This is a genomic window from Streptomyces sp. NPDC102279 (genome assembly GCF_044766365.1).
Taxonomy (GTDB): Bacteria; Actinomycetota; Actinomycetes; order Streptomycetales; family Streptomycetaceae; genus Streptomyces.
This window is the reverse complement of the sequence record NZ_JBIWLU010000006.1, coordinates 1-16,716: the sequence shown is the minus strand read 5'-3', so window position 1 is coordinate 16,716 and position 16,716 is coordinate 1. Positions and strand designations below refer to the sequence as shown.

The 16,716-nt window shown below is 72.6% G+C and carries 14 protein-coding genes; 7 read left to right on the top strand and 7 right to left on the bottom strand.

Translation table 11 applies throughout. From position 1 onward, the window contains the following. Positions 1-28 precede the first annotated feature (28 nt). Positions 29-694, top strand: coding sequence for an NUDIX domain-containing protein (locus tag ACIRQH_RS15675; protein ID WP_388872674.1), 666 nt, complete (start codon positions 29-31; stop codon positions 692-694). 71 nt (positions 695-765) lie between these two features. Next, positions 766-1,752: an aldo/keto reductase gene (locus tag ACIRQH_RS15670; protein WP_388872672.1), complete on the top strand. Its 987-nt coding sequence runs from the start codon at positions 766-768 to the stop codon at positions 1,750-1,752. A gap of 25 nt (positions 1,753-1,777) precedes the next feature. Here the strand turns inward: ACIRQH_RS15670 and ACIRQH_RS15665 are convergent, their stop codons facing one another. Continuing rightward, entirely contained in the window at positions 1,778-4,333 is a 2,556-nt protein-coding gene (locus tag ACIRQH_RS15665; RefSeq protein WP_388872669.1) for a SpoIIE family protein phosphatase, read from the bottom strand. A gap of 189 nt (positions 4,334-4,522) precedes the next feature. Beyond that, complete coding sequence (locus tag ACIRQH_RS15660) at positions 4,523-5,440, bottom strand: LysR family transcriptional regulator ArgP (RefSeq protein WP_388872666.1); 918 nt, start codon at positions 5,438-5,440, stop codon at positions 4,523-4,525. A gap of 66 nt (positions 5,441-5,506) precedes the next feature. Between ACIRQH_RS15660 and ACIRQH_RS15655 the strand changes: the two genes are divergently transcribed. The 4 genes from ACIRQH_RS15655 (at position 5,507) to ACIRQH_RS15640 (ending at position 8,918) form a co-directional block, all read left to right on the top strand. Next, complete coding sequence (locus ACIRQH_RS15655) at positions 5,507-6,118, top strand: LysE/ArgO family amino acid transporter (RefSeq protein ID WP_358820330.1); 612 nt, start codon at positions 5,507-5,509, stop codon at positions 6,116-6,118. 161 nt (positions 6,119-6,279) lie between these two features. Further along, the gene (locus ACIRQH_RS15650; protein WP_388872664.1) at positions 6,280-7,593 is read left to right on the top strand and encodes an MFS transporter; all 1,314 of its coding nucleotides are present in this window, start codon (positions 6,280-6,282) and stop codon (positions 7,591-7,593) included. A gap of 37 nt (positions 7,594-7,630) precedes the next feature. Beyond that, on the top strand, positions 7,631-8,449 hold the full coding sequence (locus ACIRQH_RS15645) for a methyltransferase domain-containing protein (RefSeq protein ID WP_358820332.1): 819 nt from the start codon (positions 7,631-7,633) through the stop codon (positions 8,447-8,449). A 100-nt stretch (positions 8,450-8,549) separates the two neighbouring features. Further along, a complete protein-coding gene (locus ACIRQH_RS15640; protein ID WP_358820333.1) occupies positions 8,550-8,918 on the top strand; it encodes a DUF6479 family protein in 369 nt (122 codons plus the stop codon). Positions 8,919-8,997: 79 nt separating this feature from the next. Here ACIRQH_RS15640 and ACIRQH_RS15635 read toward each other — a convergent pair whose 3' ends face one another. Beyond that, complete coding sequence (locus ACIRQH_RS15635; protein ID WP_358820334.1) at positions 8,998-9,963, bottom strand: ATP-dependent DNA ligase; 966 nt, start codon at positions 9,961-9,963, stop codon at positions 8,998-9,000. A gap of 89 nt (positions 9,964-10,052) precedes the next feature. Beyond that, entirely contained in the window at positions 10,053-10,952 is a 900-nt protein-coding gene (locus tag ACIRQH_RS15630) for a Gfo/Idh/MocA family protein (RefSeq protein WP_388872656.1), read from the bottom strand. Between the two features lie 248 nt (positions 10,953-11,200). On the opposite strand from ACIRQH_RS15630, the gene ACIRQH_RS15625 reads away from it, so the two are divergent. Continuing rightward, the gene (locus ACIRQH_RS15625; protein WP_358820336.1) at positions 11,201-12,628 is read left to right on the top strand and encodes a M1 family metallopeptidase; all 1,428 of its coding nucleotides are present in this window, start codon (positions 11,201-11,203) and stop codon (positions 12,626-12,628) included. Between the two features lie 29 nt (positions 12,629-12,657). On the opposite strand, the gene glgB is transcribed toward ACIRQH_RS15625, so the two are convergent. The 3 genes from glgB to ACIRQH_RS15610 all read right to left on the bottom strand — a co-directional run. Further along, positions 12,658-14,820, bottom strand: coding sequence for a 1,4-alpha-glucan branching enzyme (gene glgB / locus ACIRQH_RS15620; RefSeq protein WP_404226578.1), 2,163 nt, complete (start codon positions 14,818-14,820; stop codon positions 12,658-12,660). Positions 14,821-14,961: 141 nt separating this feature from the next. Then, positions 14,962-16,338: a maltokinase gene (locus ACIRQH_RS15615; RefSeq protein WP_404226187.1), complete on the bottom strand. Its 1,377-nt coding sequence runs from the start codon at positions 16,336-16,338 to the stop codon at positions 14,962-14,964. A gap of 46 nt (positions 16,339-16,384) precedes the next feature. Further along, on the bottom strand, positions 16,385-16,716 hold a 332-nt coding region (locus ACIRQH_RS15610), incomplete at its 5' end, for an alpha-glucosidase C-terminal domain-containing protein (RefSeq protein ID WP_404226184.1).

Here is a 16,716-nt window from a genome sequence, read left to right as displayed (position 1 = left end):
TCTCCCGCTCCCACCGGGCCGGCGCGCGATGACCGCGGGCATCGACACTCCGGACCGCAGGGGCCGCACCGGACTCGACCAGGTGGGCCGCGACCTGACCGGCAACCCCCGGGTGAAGATCCGCGACGTGCGCCTCCTGTCCTGCCACTGGTACGTGGAGCGCAGCACGACCTTCGACCTCCGGCTCGCGGACGGGACCTGGAGCACGCAGGAGCGCGAGACGCACGACCGGGGCAACGGCGCCACCCTGCTGCTCTACGACGCCGACCGGGAAACCGTGCTGCTGACCAGGCAGTTCCGCTACCCCGTATATGTCAACGGGCACCCGGACGGCATGCTGATCGAGACCCCCGGCGGCCTCCTCGACGAGGCGGACGAGCATCCCGAGCAGGCCGTGCGCCGCGAGGTCATCGAGGAGACCGGGCACACCGTCGGCGCGGTCGAGCACGTCTTCGACGTGTTCATGAGCCCCGGCTCGGTCACCGAACGGGTGAGCTTCTACGCGGCCTCCTACGGCCCGTCCACCCGTACCCACGAGGGCGGCGGCCTCGAGGAGGAGGGCGAGGACATCGAGACGGTCGAACTGCCCTTCCGCGAGGCGCTGTCCATGGTCCGCACCGGCGAGATCGCCGACGCCAAGACGATCATGCTGTTGCAGTGGGCCGCTCTGGAAGGGCCGTTCAGGAAGGCTTGACCTCAAGAGCACTCCAAGCTCCAGACTCCCTTTCAGGCCCGAGGACTTCGGGCCCGAACGGGAGGGAACCCATGCGGTACCGCACCATCGGCAGCGACCCCGCGACCCGTCGGGAGGTGAGTGTGCTCGCGCTCGGCGCGATGCTGTTCGGCTCGCTGACCGACGAGAAGACGTCGTTCGCCGTACTCGACCGGTACGTCGAGGCCGGCGGCAACTTCATCGACACGTCCGACAACTACGCCTTCTGGACCGACGGCGGACAGGGCGGCCAGAGCGAGGAACTCCTCGGCCGCTGGCGGCGCAGCCGGGGCATCGGCGACGAGATCGTCATCGCCACCAAGCTCGGCGCCCGCCCGCTGGCACCCGGAACCAGCTTCACCGACAACCCCGAGGGCCTCTCCGCCCAGGTGATCCGCGAAGCGTCCGAACGGAGCCGGGAACGCCTCGGCGTCGAGCGGATCGACCTGCTGTACGCGCACATAGAGGACCGCGGGGTCGAACCCCGCGAGACCGTCGAGGCGTTCGCCGGGCTCGTCGCCGAGGGAAGCGTCGCACTGCTCGGCGTGAGCAACCACGCGGTCTGGCGCGTCGAACGGGCCCGTGCCCTCGCCACCGCGGCCGGACTGCCCGGCTACGAGGTCCTCCAGTACCACCACAGCCTGCTGCGTCCCCGCGCCGACGTGCCCAGTGGACTCTTCCCCGAGGGCGGCCTCGGCGCCGCGACCGGTGAACTCCTCAGCTATCTGGGCGCCGAACCCGGCCTGACCCTGGTCGCCTACTCCCCGCTGCTGGGCGGAGGGTACGGCCGGCCGGACAAGCCGGTGCCCTCCGACTACGACCACCCCGGCACCGCCGCCCGGATGGCGGTCCTGCGTGAGGTGGCCAAGGAGAGCGACGCGACCCTCAACCAGGTGGTGCTGGCCTGGCAGATCGGCGCCGATCTGCCCGTCATCCCGCTGGCCGGCGCCTCCTCGGTGGCCCAACTGGAGGAGAACCTGGCGGCGGTGGACCTGGAGCTGACCCCCGACCAGCGGACCCGCCTGGACGAGGCCCACTGACCGGAGCCGCGCCTCCCGGGCGGCTCTAGGGCCTGTCGCCGTCGTGGGGCGCGCGGCGGGTGGTGAGGAGCAGGGCGATGTCGTCGGGGCGGGCGTGGGCCCGGCGGGCCTCCGCGGTCAGGAGGTCGGCGGCGTGCGACAGGGAGTGGCCGCCCGGACGGAAGCGCTGCGGCGAGCCCGCCCCGGCGAGCGTCGCCCGCAGCGCCTCGACACCGTCGTCGATGTCCGTGCCCGGCTGCTCGACCAGACCGTCCGTGTACAGGGCCAGCACGGCCTCGGGTTCCAGCATCAGCTCCGTCACGGGGTACACGGCCCGCGGATCCACCCCGAGGACCACCCCGCCCGGCAGGTCGAGCACCTCGGTGCGCCCGTCGGGATGGCGCAGCAGCGGCTGCGGATGCCCGGCCCGTGCAGCGCGGGCGACGCCGGTGAGCGGGTCGACCCGGACGTAGCAGCAACTCGCGAACTGGCCCGGGTCGAGGTCGATGAGCAGCCGGTTGGTGCCGCTCATCACCTCGTCCGGGGCATGGTCCCCGAGCGCGAACGCCCTTACAGCGCTGCGGAGTTGGCCCATGGTGGCGGCCGCCTGGACACCGTGGCCCTGTACGTCGCCGATGACCAGCGCCAGACCGTCACCGGCCTCCACGACGTCGTACCAGTCGCCGCCCACCTCCATGCCGACCGTGCCGGGCAGATACCGGCCGGCCGTCTGCACCATCGGGTGCGCCGACAACCGGTGCGGCAGCAGGGCCTCCTGGAGCCCGCGGGCGAGCGCCGCCTCGTTGTCGTAACGCCGCGCCCGCTCCAGGGACTGCGCGATCAGACCGGCCAGCGCGGTCAGCACTGTCCGCTCCTCGGTGCTGAAGGTGCGGGGCCGGTCGAAACCGAGGATGCACGAACCGACGGGACGCCCGGAGGCGATCAGCGGCAGGAACGCCCGGGCGCCGACCTTGGCGTCGAGGGCGATGCCCGGATAGGCGGCCGTCATCTGCTGCATCGACTCGAAGAAGAGCGGACGGCCGCTGGTGAGCGTCTCGACGCCGGGCAGCCGGGCGTCCAGGCCGACACCGTCGAAGGGGGCGAGGAACCCCTGTGGGAAGCCGGTCTCCCAGGCCAGGTACAGACGGCGGTCCTGGAGCAGATAGATCGCCAGGCGGCGGCTGCCGAACGCGGGCAGCAGTTCACGCATCACGACCTCGGACACCTGCCGGGCGGTCACGGCCTCCGCCAGGGCGATGGCGAGGACGATGGGCCGGTACAGCGGGGCCGTGGTCGCGGTTGCGGTTGCGGACTCGGTCTCGTCGGGGTCCAGGTGTGCGGAGCGGGCGGGCTCGGTCCCGAACGGAGTGTTGCCGGTGGTCTCCGCGGCCCGGCCGAGCGGCACGATCTTGCAGGTCACACCACCGGGGCCGGGGTAGACGGACAGGCTCAGCCAGGCCTCGTCCGTGGTTCCGGACGTGCTCCCGGCGTCGTTCGTCAGCGGGCCGCGGGCCCGGAAGTGCACCGGCTCGGTGGAGAGCAGCGCGCCCCGCAGATGGTCCTCGTACGCGGGCCGGGCCATCCACGGGACCGCGTCCCACAGCGAACGCCCGAGCAGTTCGGCGCGCGGGCGGCCGAGCAGTTCCGCCGCGCGCGGATTGGCGTAGGTGAACAGTCCGAGCCGGTCGAGGGCGAAGACGCCCTCCGGGAGCTGGTCGGCCGCCCCGTCCGCGGCGGGTCCCGGCCCCGGGTCGACGAGCACACCGCTGACGCGGTGCGGCGCGCCGCCCGTCCCGCCCGACGGCCACAGGTCGAGCAGTCGCAGCTCGCCGCTGCCGGTGTGTACGGGCAACGGGTGGGGCGGCGGACGGCCCGCGGCCGTCTCGCGCAGGGCGGCCAGCAGCAGCCGGGGTTCGTCGTGGGCCACCGCGTCCGCGAGTGCCTCGGGCGTGCCGGGGAACGTCTCGTGCCGGGTTCCGAGGAGCGCCCACAGGGCGTCGTCCACGGTCACCGTGCCTGTGACCGGGTCCCAGGTGAACCCGCCGACGGTCCGTGAGGAGGGGCCCTCGGCCGGCGGGCGCGCGCCCAGGGGCTCCGCGTCCCACACGACCGGGCACCCGTCCTTGGCCAGCCCCGCCAGCGCGGCCCCCAGTTCCTCCGCGACGGCCGTCATCCGGTCCCGGTCCGGCAGGACCTCGGTGGCGTCCGAGGCCGAGGGACGCAGGACGGTGAGGACGCCGTACGGGGTCGTGCCGCCCACCACCGGGACGTACAGCGAACCGAACCGGAACGGCAGGCCCGCCGCGAGCTGCGGGTAGCGGCGCATCGTCTCCGTCGGGTCGGCGAGCAGGACCTCGACACCGAGCCGGTGGGCGTCGGCGACCGGGAACGGCCGCTCCACGTGCATGCGCCACCAGGGGCGGAAGAGCGGCCCCGGCAGTCCGGCGAGCACCGCCAGACGCAGCAGACCCGGTGTTCCGGATCGCAGGTAGACGCCGCCGGCGAATCCGCGGGCCGCGCGGATCGCGTCCGTCACCGCGTCACTGAGCAGGGTGGCCAGGCCGTCAGGATCCCGGTCCTCGCGTTCGGCGCTCCCTGTCATCGATCTGCCCTCGTCCGCCCGCCGCCAGGTGGGTAACACAGCAAGAATGCGCCTCCCAGGTCCCTGACCGCACCTCGGCACCGCCCGAGGCACCGGGACGGAACCCGAGCATTCCGGTCGTGCCCGGATGTGCTCAGCGCGAAGATACCGGGTCGAGCGCGGTCCGGGACCCGTTCGGAAGGCAGTGATTCAGACGGGCGGGCCGTGGTCCAGCGTCTCGGCGGCGACGGCCGCCACGGCCTCGGCCATCGCGCCGAGTGCGGGGAAGTCGAGCTTCCACTGCTGCCAGAACAGCGGCACGTCGACACTCCGCCCCGGCAGCAGACGGACCAGCCGCGCGCCCTCCAGCAGCGGCCGGGCCTGGACCTCCGGCACCATGCCCCAGCCCATGCCGGCCGCCACGGACGCGACGAACCCCTCCGAGGTGGGGACGAAGTGGCGCAGCGCACCCGCTGCGCCGCCGGTGAGGGTCCGGACGAAGTCGTCCTGGAAGTCGTCGTTCCGGTCGAAGGCCACCACCGGGGCGGCGCCGATCACCTCGTGCAGCGGCGTGCCGGTCCCGGTGCCGAGCCACTCGTCGGCGAACGAGGGGGCCGCCACCGGCAGATACCGCAGCCGCCCGAGCGCACGGACCGAGCAGCCGGCCACCGGGTCCGGCGACGACGTCACCGCCGCCATCACCGCTCCTTCGCGCAGCAGGGCGGCCGTGTGGTCCTCGTCCTCGCGGCGCAACTCGAAGCAGAGCCGCAGCCGAGGAGGTACGCGGGTGAGGGCCGGCAGGAACCAGGTCGCCAGGGAGTCGGCGTTCACCGCGATCGACAGCCGGGTGGGCTCCCCGGAGCCCGGCATGCCCAACTCGGCCTGGGCCTCGCCCTCCAGCAGGGCCAGCTGACGGGCGAACCGGACGACGATCTCGCCGGACTCGGTCGGCCGCACCGGCTTCGTCCGCATGAGCAGGACCCGGCCGGTGCGCTGTTCGAGTGACTTCACGCGCTGGCTGACCGCCGAGGGCGTCACGTGGAGTGCTGCCGCCGCAGCGTCGAAGGTGCCCTCGTCGACCACCGCGAGAAGGGTGCGGACCTGGTCGAGCGGCAGTTCCTTCATCACGAGCGCTAATGATACGTAAGAATCTTTAGCTGTACTCCTGACGATCGGCTTTCTAGCGTCGAAGGCATGACAGACGCCCTCACCGCAGCGGTCGCCGGATTCGGCTCCGGTCTCTCCCTCATCGTCGCCATCGGCGCGCAGAACGCCTTCGTCCTGCGCCAGGGGATCCGCCGGGACGCGGTCCTCGCCGTGGTGGGCATCTGCGCTCTGTCCGACGCGGCCCTCATCGCCCTCGGGGTCGGCGGCGTCGGCGCGCTGGTGGTGGCCTGGCCCGCCGCGCTCACCGCGGTCGGCCTGGTCGGGGGTGGTTTCCTCATCGTCTACGGAGTCCTCGCCGCGCGGCGTGTCCTGCGGCCCTCGGCGCTGCGCGCGGCGACCGGATCCGCGGCCTCGTGGCGCCGCGCCGTCCTCACCTGCCTCGCCCTGACCTGGCTGAACCCGCACGTGTACCTCGACACCGTGTTCCTGCTCGGCTCGCTCGCCGCCGACCGCGGGCCGCTGCGCTGGACGTTCGGTCTGGGCGCGGCGTTCGCCAGTCTGTGCTGGTTCGCCGCCCTCGGGTTCGGAGCCCGGCTGCTCAGCCGCCCGCTGGCCCGGCCCACGGCCTGGCGCGTGCTGGACGGCCTCGTCGCCGTGACGATGATCGCGATGGGCACCGCGCTGGTCGCCGGCGCCTGAGCCGCCGTACACGCCCGTCGCCGTCCGGCCCGTCCCCTGCTGTTCGATTCCGGACCTGTGGAGCCCTGTGCACCAATCCCGTCCCCCGGGGGACACGCGTCACCCGCGCTCGGCCATAGTGATCCCTGAATCGAAAGATGTACCAAGCAACCAGGACGAGCGTGGACACGAGCAAGAGCAACACGGACAGCGCCGCCGCCCCGCAGGACGCGGGGGCCAGGGCCACGGAACTGCCGGGTCGGACCGGGTGGCGCCGGTGGGCCATGGACACCCGGCCGCTGCGCCGCCCCGCGTACCGACGGCTGTGGTCGTCGACCGCCGTCACCGCCGTCGGCAGCCAGCTCACCGCCGTCGCCGTGCCCAAGCAGATCTACGACATCACCGGCTCCTCCGCCTGGGTCGGCTACGCGAGCCTCGCCGGACTGCTGCCGCTGGTGTTCTTCGCCCTGTGGGGCGGCGCCATCGCCGACAGCATGGACCGGCGCAAGCTCCTGATCATCACCAACTGCGGCATAGCCGTCACATCGCTGCTCTTCTGGGTCCAGGCCGTTGCCGGTCTGGAGTCGGTGCTCGTCCTGATGGTCCTCCTCGCCCTCCAGCAGGCATTCTTCGGTCTCAACTCCCCGGCGCGCAGCGCCTCCATCGCCCGGCTCGTACCCGCGGACGAGCTGCCCGCCGCCAACGCGCTCGGGTCGACCGTCATGCAGACCGGCTCGGTGGCCGGCCCGATGCTGGCGGGCGCCCTCATCCCGCTCATCGGGCTGCCCGAGCTGTACCTGATCGACGCCCTCGCCCTGTGCGTCACCGTGTGGGCCGTCGTCAGGCTGCCCGCCCTGCCACCGCTCGACGGCGGCGGCTCCCGGCGGGCCGGCTGGCGCGAGGTCGCCGCGGGATTCCGCTACATCGCCCTGCACAAGGTGCTGCTGCTGTCCTTCCTCGCCGACATCATCGCCATGGTCTTCGGCATGCCCCGCGCCCTGTTCCCGCAGCTCGCCGCCGAGACGTACGCGCCCTACGGCGAAGGGCTGGCGCTCGGCCTGCTGTTCGCGGCGGTTCCCATCGGCGCGGTCCTCGGCGGACTGCTGTCGGGCACCTTCTCCCGCGCCCGGCGGCACGGCCTGATGGTCATCGTCTCCGTCGCCGCCTGGGGCGCGGCCATCGCGGGGTTCGGACTCAGCGACAGCCTCTGGGTCGCCGTGGTCTTCCTCGCCGTGGCCGGGGTGGCGGACATGGTCTCCATGGTCTTCCGCGGCGCGATCCTGCTGTCCGCAGCCACCGACGAGATGCGCGGCCGGCTCCAGGGTGTCTTCACCGTGGTCGTCGTGGGCGGCCCGCGTGTCGCGGACGTCCTGCACGGCACGGCGGGATCACTGGCCGGCGCGCAGGCCGCGGTCGCGGGAGGCGGTGTCCTGGTGGTCGTGGCGGTGCTCGTCCTGGCCTTGGTCACCCCGGCCCTGAGGCGTTACACAATCTGAATACGGAAATGACCAAGGTGGTTCTAGAGTGACCGCCATGCGGGACACGCGACCCACTTCGGAATTCCACGCGCCCAACATCAGCGTGGACAGCACGGCCCGTCTGGTCGGTGCCCTGGACGCACAGGACGTCAACAACGGCGTGCACCGGCTGCGCTCCTGGGCCCACTCGGCCCTGGCCGTCCGGCCCGGGGAACGGGCCCTCGACATCGGCGCAGGGACCGGCTCCCAGACCCGCAACCTCGCGGCCGCCGTCGGGCCCCAGGGCAGGGTGCTCGGCCTCGAACCGAACCCCGGCCTGCGGGCCGTCGCCGAGCAGCGGGCGGCCGAGGCGGGCAGCTCCGCGCGCTTTGCCGACGGTGACGCCCTCGCCCTGCCGCTGCCCGACTCCACCGTGGACGTGGTGTGGTGCGAACGGGTGCTCCAGCACCTCGCCGAACCGGAGAAGGCCGTCGTCGAGATCGCCCGCGTGCTGCGCCCCGGCGGTCGGGTCGCCCTGCTGGACACCGACTGGGCCACCACGATCCTGCACCCCGGCGACCCGGAGACGGTCGCCGCGCTGACCTCCGGAGCGCTGTCCGCGGCGGCCGACCCGTACTCGGGCCGCAAGCTGGTGGGCCGGCTGACGGCCGCCGGACTGGTGATCGACGACCGGGGCTCGCAGGCGCTGCTCCAGGACCACACCTCCGTGGCCTGGCCGCTGATCCGGATGATGGCCGAGTCGGCGATGCGCCGCGGCCTCATCGGCGAAGCCCAGCGGGACAGCCTCTACGAGGAGCTCGCGGAAGCGGCCCGGCAGGGTGGCCTGCACATGTCCGTGACGATGTTCGGGGCCGTGGCGCACCGTCCGGCGTGAACGAGTGGCGGCGCCCGAAATGATCCGGAATATAATGGGATGGCCGTCGCTGACGGATTAGTACGCCGATCTCCCCTTGTATTGGGGGTACGCGACCATCATGTACATCGCGAGCCAAGAAGTGATCCTGGCGAATTCGACGACCAACGTGGTCGCCGCCTTCGTCGGTGGCCTCGTCATCGTGGCCGCCCTCGTCTGGGCGGTCCGGATGGGCATCAGGGTGCGGGGTCAGGAATCGGCCCCACCGACCGCCGAGGAGCAGCCCAGGCTGCCCGAGGGCGGAGCGGTCCACGAGGAGCGGGAGATGCGGGAACCCGACGAGGTCCCGCACGCCGCCGACGAGAGTGAACGGCTGATGCCGTACAACATGCATTCCTCCAGCACCAAGCACGCCGACGACCAGCATCGCAAGCGCTGGCAACCGGGATCCAGCGGATCCTTCGGCAGCGGCGGACCCGGCAGAACCTGAACCGGGACACCGAGGAGCCGACCGCCCGCGAGCGGCCGGCTCCTTCGTGCGCGGTGAACCGGGAGAACAGGCGTACCGCCTACGGGAGATCCGCCGCCGACTCCTCGGGGGTGAGGTCGGGGCGCAGCCGCAGCCAGGAGGGCTGGCGCAGCAGGCCCGCGCGGGTGCGGGTGCTGTAGCGCACCTCGCCCACCAGCCGGGGCAGCACCCAGCGTGCCTCTCCCGCGCGCGGGACCGTGTCGAAGGGGCAGCGGTCCGTTCCCGAGGCCCCCAGCAGCCGGGCGAGTTCGGTGCGCTCCGCCGCGTTCCAGCCGGTGCCCACGCTCCCGACGTAGCGCAGCCGCCCGGCGGCGCGCTGCCCCACGAGCACCGCGCCGGGCAGGCCCGACAGACGTCCCCGTCCGGGCACCCAGCCGCCCACGACGACATCCGCCGTGCGCATGTTGCGGATCTTGATCCAGGACCGCGAACGCGTTCCCGGCTCGTACACCGAGTCCAGCCGCTTGCAGACCAGCCCCTCCAGACCGCTCTCCCGCGTCGCCCGGAGCGCCAGTTCGCCGTGGCCCACCAGCGCCGCAGGCGTAGACCAGAACGGCCCCTCCAGCGCGAGTTCCTCCAGCTTCCGGCGCCGCACCGTGTAGCGCAGACCGGTCTGGTCGTCGCCGAGCCGGAGCACGTCGAACACGACCAGGTGGGCGGGAGCCCGGTCCGCGAGCCGGATCGCCTTGCCCGGCGACCCGGCGAGGCCCATCCGGGACTGCAGCAACTGGAAATCGCCGTGGCCCTGTTCGTCCAGGACCAGCACCTCACCGTCCAGGACCGCCGGCGTCGTGCCGAGGACACCGCCGAGGGCACGCAGTTCCGGATAGGCCGCGGTGATGTCCTCGCCCGACCGGGCCCGCAACCGCACGCTGCCGTCGCCGGGCAGATAGACCACGGCGCGCTGGCCGTCGTGCTTCGTCTCGTAGGCCCAGCGCATGTCCTGTGCCGGGGCCGGCAGAGTTCCGGGTGTCGCGAGCATGGGGGCGATCAGCGGCAGGTTCACAGCTGTTGTGTCGACACACCGCCGGCCGCACACGCCGGCCCGTCGCCCCTTTCCCCTGAACGGCCCCGCGCCCGCGCCGCCGTGGACCCTCAGCCCTCCAACGCCTGGGTGATCAGCGTCTGGAGCCGCAGTCCCCGATGGGCGTCGAGTTCGCCGGACCGCCCCGACCGCACCGCCGTGGCGAACTCGCGGCGCAGCACCGGCCAGGACTCCTCGTGGTCGAGCGCGCCGCCGTCGAAGACCACCTCCGGATGCCGGCCGAACAGTTCGATCCGAGTGATGCCGCGCTCGACGTCCACCGACCCCGACAGCGAGGCCTGGCTGACCGCGCCGCCCTCGTGCTCGCAGGTCAGCTCGACCCAGCGGCGCGGATCGCCCGCGCCGCGGACCCGGACGATCGGCCCGAGCGCGGCGTCCAGCAGATCGAGCAGATGCGGCCCGATGTCCAGCAGCGCCCCGTGCTCCAGGCGCCACGGCGTCGCGAAGTCCCCGCCCAGGAAGGCACCGCCCAGCATGCAGGACCGGGCACCCGAGACGTCGAGGGCCCTCGCCCGGTCGAGGAACTGCCGGGTGGCCGGGTGGTAGCGGTTGGTCAGGACGAGCTGGGAGACGACGCCCGCCGTGTCGATCGCGTCCACGAGCCGCCGCGCCGACGGCAGATCGAGCGCGAGGGGCTTCTCCAGGAGGAGAGCCTTGCCCGCCTCGGCGGCCCGGAGGGCGAGTTCGGCCTGAACGGCGGGCGGCACCGAGAAGGCGACCGCCTCGCAGGTGTCGAGCAGTTCCTCGAAGGACGCGGCCACGGCGGCACCGTGCGGCTCCGCCGTCTCCCGGGCGGCCTCCGGGCGGCGCGCCCACACCGACGTCAGCCGCGTCTCCGGCCCGGCGGCGAGCACCCGGGCGTGCACGGCCCGCGCCCAGGGCCCCGCGCCGACGAGCCCCACCCTCACGGGGGCCTGGGTCCAGGTGGGCGACGTACCTGTCACGTGCATCTCCTCTGCGGTGTACGGGCCTGACGTACCGTCGGCCGCGGCGGCGCCGGAGGAGCGGGCACCGGAGGTGACGGCGGCCGAGCACCGGATCTTCGGACGCGTGGACAGACTTCATCACGCCGGCCCGCCGTCCGGCCAGAGGGACGGCCGGGGCGGGCTCGGCGGGACTTGACCCGATCGAGAGGTGCAGCGGCCGGAGAGCCTCATAGGCTGTGCGCGATGATCACCGTCGAACCGGAGGAGCGAACGTGAGACCACGCCCGCAGCAGGCCGCACGACGTACGACCGTCCTGCGCCGCGAAGCCGTCGTCGCGGCCGTTCCCGTCGCCCTCGCCGCACTGCTCACCGCCGCCGGACCCGCCACGGCGGCCGGGAGCGCGGGCTCCGCGGGCGCGGGTGACCCGTACTTCCCCCTCTCGGGCAACGGCGGCTACGACGTCCGCCACTACGACCTGACCCTCGGCTACGACCCGGCGACCCGGCACCTCGACGGCACGGCGGTCGTCACCGCCCGCGCCACGCAGCGGCTGACCCGCTTCGACCTCGACCTCAACGGCCTGAAGGTCACCGGTGTCACCGTCGACCACGCGAGGGCGTCCTTCCGGCGCACCGGACAGGAACTCGTCGTCACCCCGAGCAAGGCCCTCCACCAGGGCCAGGAGTTCCGCGTCACCGTCACCTACGCCGGTACGCCCAAGCCCGTCACGGACCCGGACGGTTCGCCGGACGGCTGGATCCCCACGGACGACGGCGCCTTCGTGGCGGGCGAACCGCAGGGTGCGATGACCTGGTTCCCCGCGAACAGCCACCCCACCGACAAGGCGTCCTACGACTTCACGCTGACGGTTCCTCAGGGCCGGACCGCCGTCGCGAACGGGGTCCTGCTCGGACAGCGGACCAGCCACGGCCGGACCACCTTCCGCTGGCGGCAGTCCGAGCCGATGGCGGCCTACCTCGCCACGGCGACCGTCGGCACGTTCAAGGTCGAGCGGTACACCACCCGCGACGGCATCCAGGTCTACAACGCGGTCGACCCCCGCGAGGCGGCCGACGCGGCGCCGGTCCTGAAGAAGCTGCCGTCCGTCCTCGCCTGGGAGAGCAAGCTCTTCGGCCCCTACCCGTTCCGGGCCGCCGGCGCCATCGTCGACCGGGCCCCGCAGGTCGGCTACGCCCTGGAGACCCAGACTCGGCCCGTCTACGACTCCGCGCCCGACCTCGGCACCCTCGTCCACGAGAGCGCCCACCAGTGGTTCGGCGACTCCGTCAGCCTGACCAGGTGGAAGGACATCTGGCTCAACGAGGGCTTCGCCACGTACGCGGAGTGGCTCTACACCGAGCAGCACGGCGGCAAGAGTGCCCAGCAGACCTTCGACGCGCTGTACGCCACCCCCGCGGGCAAGGACCTGTGGGCGTTCCCGCCCGCCGATCCCGGCAGCGGCGAGCACATCTTCGAGACGCCCGTCTACGCCCGCGGCGCCATGGCCCTGCACCAGCTGCGCACCGCGGTCGGCGACCGCGCGTTCTTCCGCATCCTGCGCTGCTGGGCGGCGGGCCACCGCGACGGGCACGGTACGACGGCCCAGTTCGTCCGCCTGTCCGAACGGGAGTCCGGCAAGGACTTGTCGGGCCTCTTCCACACCTGGCTCTATTCAGCGGGAAAGCCCGCCTCTCCCTGAGACGGGCCTTCCCGTTCGCTGCGGTCGGCTCAGGCCGGCCGCAGCCACACCGTCGCCAGCGGCGGCAGCGTCAGTTCGATGCTCGTCGGACGCCCGTGCATGCCGATCGCCTCGGCCTTCACCGGCTCGGGGTTGGTGACGTCGCTGCCGCCGTAGCGCAGGGCGTCGGTGTTGAGGACCTCGTGCCAGGCGGGGATGTCGTCGGGGACGCCGAGGCGGTAGTTGTGGCGGACGGCGGGGGAGAGATGCGTGACGGCGAGGAGCGGGGTGCCGTCGGCGGCGTGGCGAAGGAACGCGAAGACGTTGTCGTCGGCCGCGTCGCCCATGACCCACCGGAAGCCCGACGGGTCGGTGTCGCGTTCCCACAGGGCCGGTTCCGCGCGGTACTGCGTGTTGAGTTCGCGGACGAGATCCTGGACGCCCCGGTGGTCTGCCTCGGCGCCGTAGGCGGGGTCGAGGAGCCACCAGTCGGGGCCGTCGGCCTCCTTCCACTCACCGCCCTGGGCGAACTCCTGTCCCATGAAGAGGAGTTGCTTGCCGGGGTGGGCCCACATGAAGGCGAGGTAGGCGCGCAGGTTGGCGCGTTGCTGCCACCAGTCGCCGGGCATCTTGGAGACGAGTGACTGCTTGCCGTGGACGACCTCGTCGTGGGAGATCGGCAGCACGTAGTTCTCGCTGTACGCGTACACCATCGAGAACGTCATCTCGTTGTGGTGGTACTTGCGGTGGATCGGCTCGTGCTGGATGTACTCGAGCGAGTCGTGCATCCAGCCCATGTTCCACTTCAGCCCGAATCCGAGCCCGCCCTCGGAGGTCGGGCGGGTGACGCCGTCCCACGCGGTCGACTCCTCCGCCGTGGTGACGACGCCGGGGTTGCGGCGGTACACGGTGGCGTTCATCTCCTGGAGGAACGCCACGGCGTCGGGGTTGTCCCGGCCGCCGTGTTCGTTGGGGCTCCACTGGCCGTCTTCGCGGGAGTAGTCGAGGTAGAGCATGGAGGCGACCGCGTCGACGCGCAGGCCGTCGATGTGGAACTCCTCGCACCAGTAGGTGGCGTTGGCGACGAGGAAGTTGCGGACCTCGCGGCGGCCGTAGTCGAACTCCAGGGTGCCCCAGTCGGGGTGGTCGGCGCGCTGCGGGTCGGCGTGCTCGTACAGCGGGCGTCCGTCGAAGGCGGCCAGCGCCCAGTCGTCGCGCGGGAAGTGGGCCGGAACCCAGTCCATCAGGACGCCGATACCGGCCTGGTGGAGGGCGTCGACGAGGTACTTGAAGTCGTCCGGGGTGCCCAGGCGCGCGGTCGGCGCGTAGAAGCCCGTGATCTGGTAGCCCCAGGAGCCGCCGAAGGGGTGCTCGGCGACAGGCATCAGCTCGACGTGCGTGAAGCCCAGGTCCGTCACGTAGGCGGGGAGCTGGTCCGCCAGCTGGCGGTAGGTCAACCCGGGCCGCCAGGAGGCCAGATGGACCTCGTACGCCGAGAACGGCGCCTCGTGGAGCGGACGACGCTTCGCCCGCGCGTCCATCCACGCGGCGTCCTGCCACGTGTGCGACGACCGGGTCACGATCGAGGAGGTCGCCGGCGGAACCTCCGTACGGCGGGCCATCGGGTCGGCGCGCAGGGTGCGCGAACCGTCGGGGCGCGTGATGTCGTACTTGTACAGCTCGCCCTCACCGATCCCGGGCAGGAACACCTCCCATACGCCGGACGAACCGAGCGAGCGCATCGGGAATCCCGAGGCGCCGTCCCAGTGGCAGAAGTTCCCGCAGACGCGCACCCCCTGCGCGTTCGGCGCCCACACCGTGAACCGCGTCCCGACGACCCCCTCGTGGGTCATCGGCTCCGCGCCGAGCGCCTTCCACAGCTCCTCGTGCCGGCCCTCACCGATCAGGTGCAGGTCCATCTCACCGAGAGCGGGCAGGAAACGGTACGGGTCCTGTGTCTCGAACTCGGTGCCCTCGTACGTCACCACCAGCGAGTACGCGGGAATCGTGTCGACCGGCAGCACCGCCCCGAACAGACCGTCGCCCAGGTCGTCGAGCGCGGTGCGGCGCCCGTCCACGACTACCGACACACCCTGGGCGTACGGCCGCAGAGCCCGGAACACCACGCCGCCCGGCACCTGATGGGCTCCGAGCAGCGCGTGCGGATCGTGATGGGAGCCGGACAGCAGCCGTCCTCGGTCCGTGGGGTCCAGCGCGGTGTGCTGCGCCGGCGGGGCGGCGGGCTTGGCGCGCCGTACGCGGGGGGTTGCGGTGCGGACTGTCACGGCTCGGGCCTCTCGGAGTGGGGGGTTCTGGGGATCGGTTCTCGGACGGGGTCGGTCGGGGGACAGGGGTCAGGGGCGGGCGTCGGCGAGTCGTCCGACCGCCGCCATGGGGACGGGCAGCCAGTCGGGACGGTGGCGGGCCTCGTAGAGCACCTCGTACACCGCGCGGTCCGTCTCGTACGCGCGCAGCAGCTCGGGTTCCTCCCGCGGGTCCCAGGCCGCGGCGACGGCGTAGCCCGCGCAGAAGGCCTCCCGGCAGCGGTCCGCCCACGCGGGGCGCCACGGCTGACGGGAGCGGGCCGCGTAGTCGAAGGAGCGCAGCATGCCGGCCACGTCGCGGACGGGGGACTGGACACGCCGGCGTTCGCTGATCGGGCGGGCGGGTTCACCCTCGAAGTCGATCACCGACCACCGCTGCCCGGCTCGCAGGACCTGGCCGAGGTGGAGGTCACCGTGGATGCGCTGGGCGGGGCGGACCGCGGAGTCCAGACCGGCGAGCGCGTCGAATGCGGACCCCAACCCGGCCGCGTGGGGCCGGAGTTCGGACACGGCCCGGACCGCCGCGTCGAGCCGCTCGTGCATCGCCTCCGCGAGCCGCTTGTTGCCGCCCGGGCTCGGTGTGTCGAGGGGGAACGCCGTGGCCAGCGCGAGGTGCACCTCCGCGGTGGCCCGCCCCAGTTCGTACGCCTCCTCGGTGAAGTCCTTCTCCGAGGTGAGCGATTCGAGGGCGAGCGTCCAGCCGTCGGCGGCGTCGCGCAGATACGGCTGGAGGACACCGAGCGTGGCGTCCTGCGGCTCCGAGGTGCGGAACCAGGCCGCGGGTGCGGGGACACGGGTGCAGCCCTGGCGGGCCAGCGCCCGCGGCACCTCCAGGTCCGGGTTGATGCCGGGCTGGACGCGCCGGAAGACCTTCAGTATGAACGCGTCCCCGTACACCAGTGAGGAGTTGGACTGCTCCGCGTCGAGCAGCCGCGGCGCGAGTCCGCCCGGCACCGTCACGCGCGGATCACGCTCGAAGCGCAGGGGGCCCGCCGAGCCCGAGACGCGCAGCCGCTCCAGCAGGAGCCCCGCCGCCTTGGGGTCGTGGAAGGCGTCGTACACGGTCAGTTCGGCCAGCGGGCCGCTGCTCGCCCGGCCGATGAAGGCGTGCGCGAGGTGCGGGGGCAGCACCTCCCGTACGCCGAGGAGCAGTTGGTAGCAGTCCTCGGCCGGGGGAGTACCGGCGCCGCCGTGGGCCGGCGGGCCCAGGTGTTCTGTGCGGACGAGCAGATGCAGGCACCCCGGGTACAGCTCGGTCGACGACACCAGCGTCAGGTCCGTGACGGGTCTGCCCTTGCCGGCGAACCAACGCTGCCGCGGCAGCCAGGCGCGCAGCATCTCGGCGAGCGAGGTGAGCAGCGGAGCGGGACCGAGGCCGCTCGGACGGTGCAGAGCGGTCTTCGCCATGGCGACACGTCCTTTCAGGTGCGGGCGGGCTGTGGGCTGCACGGCTTCACGAGTGCTTCGCGCCGACGGGGGCGACCCCGTTGCGCAGCCGGAACCAGTAGAAGCCGTGTCCGGCGAGGGTCAGCAGGTACGGCAGTTCGCCGATGGCCGGGAAGCGGACGCCGCCGATGAGTTCGACGGGGTGGCGGCCGGTGAACTCGCTGAGGTCGAGTTCGGTGGGTTGGGCGAAGCGGGAGAAGTTGTGGACGCACAGGACGAGGTCGTCTGCTCCGTCCTGGTTGGTGGGGGCTTCCCGTAGGAAGGCGAAGACCGCCGGGTTGGACGAGGGGAGTTCGGTGTAGGAGCCGAGTCCGAAGGCGGGGTTCTGTTTGCGGATCT

Bases quoted from the DNA above. Each gene is read 5' to 3' on its own strand.
- ACIRQH_RS15665 (WP_388872669.1), bottom strand. From the start codon at position 4,333: ATGACAGGGAGCGCCGAACGCGAGGACCGGGATCCTGACGGCCTGGCC.
- ACIRQH_RS15675 (WP_388872674.1), top strand. From the start codon at position 29: ATGACCGCGGGCATCGACACTCCGGACCGCAGGGGCCGCACCGGACTC.
- ACIRQH_RS15630 (WP_388872656.1), bottom strand. From the start codon at position 10,952: ATGCACGTGACAGGTACGTCGCCCACCTGGACCCAGGCCCCCGTGAGG.
- ACIRQH_RS15615 (WP_404226187.1), bottom strand. From the start codon at position 16,338: ATGGCGAAGACCGCTCTGCACCGTCCGAGCGGCCTCGGTCCCGCTCCG.
- ACIRQH_RS15670 (WP_388872672.1), top strand. From the start codon at position 766: ATGCGGTACCGCACCATCGGCAGCGACCCCGCGACCCGTCGGGAGGTG.
- ACIRQH_RS15645 (WP_358820332.1), top strand. From the start codon at position 7,631: ATGCGGGACACGCGACCCACTTCGGAATTCCACGCGCCCAACATCAGC.
- ACIRQH_RS15640 (WP_358820333.1), top strand. From the start codon at position 8,550: ATGTACATCGCGAGCCAAGAAGTGATCCTGGCGAATTCGACGACCAAC.
- ACIRQH_RS15655 (WP_358820330.1), top strand. From the start codon at position 5,507: ATGACAGACGCCCTCACCGCAGCGGTCGCCGGATTCGGCTCCGGTCTC.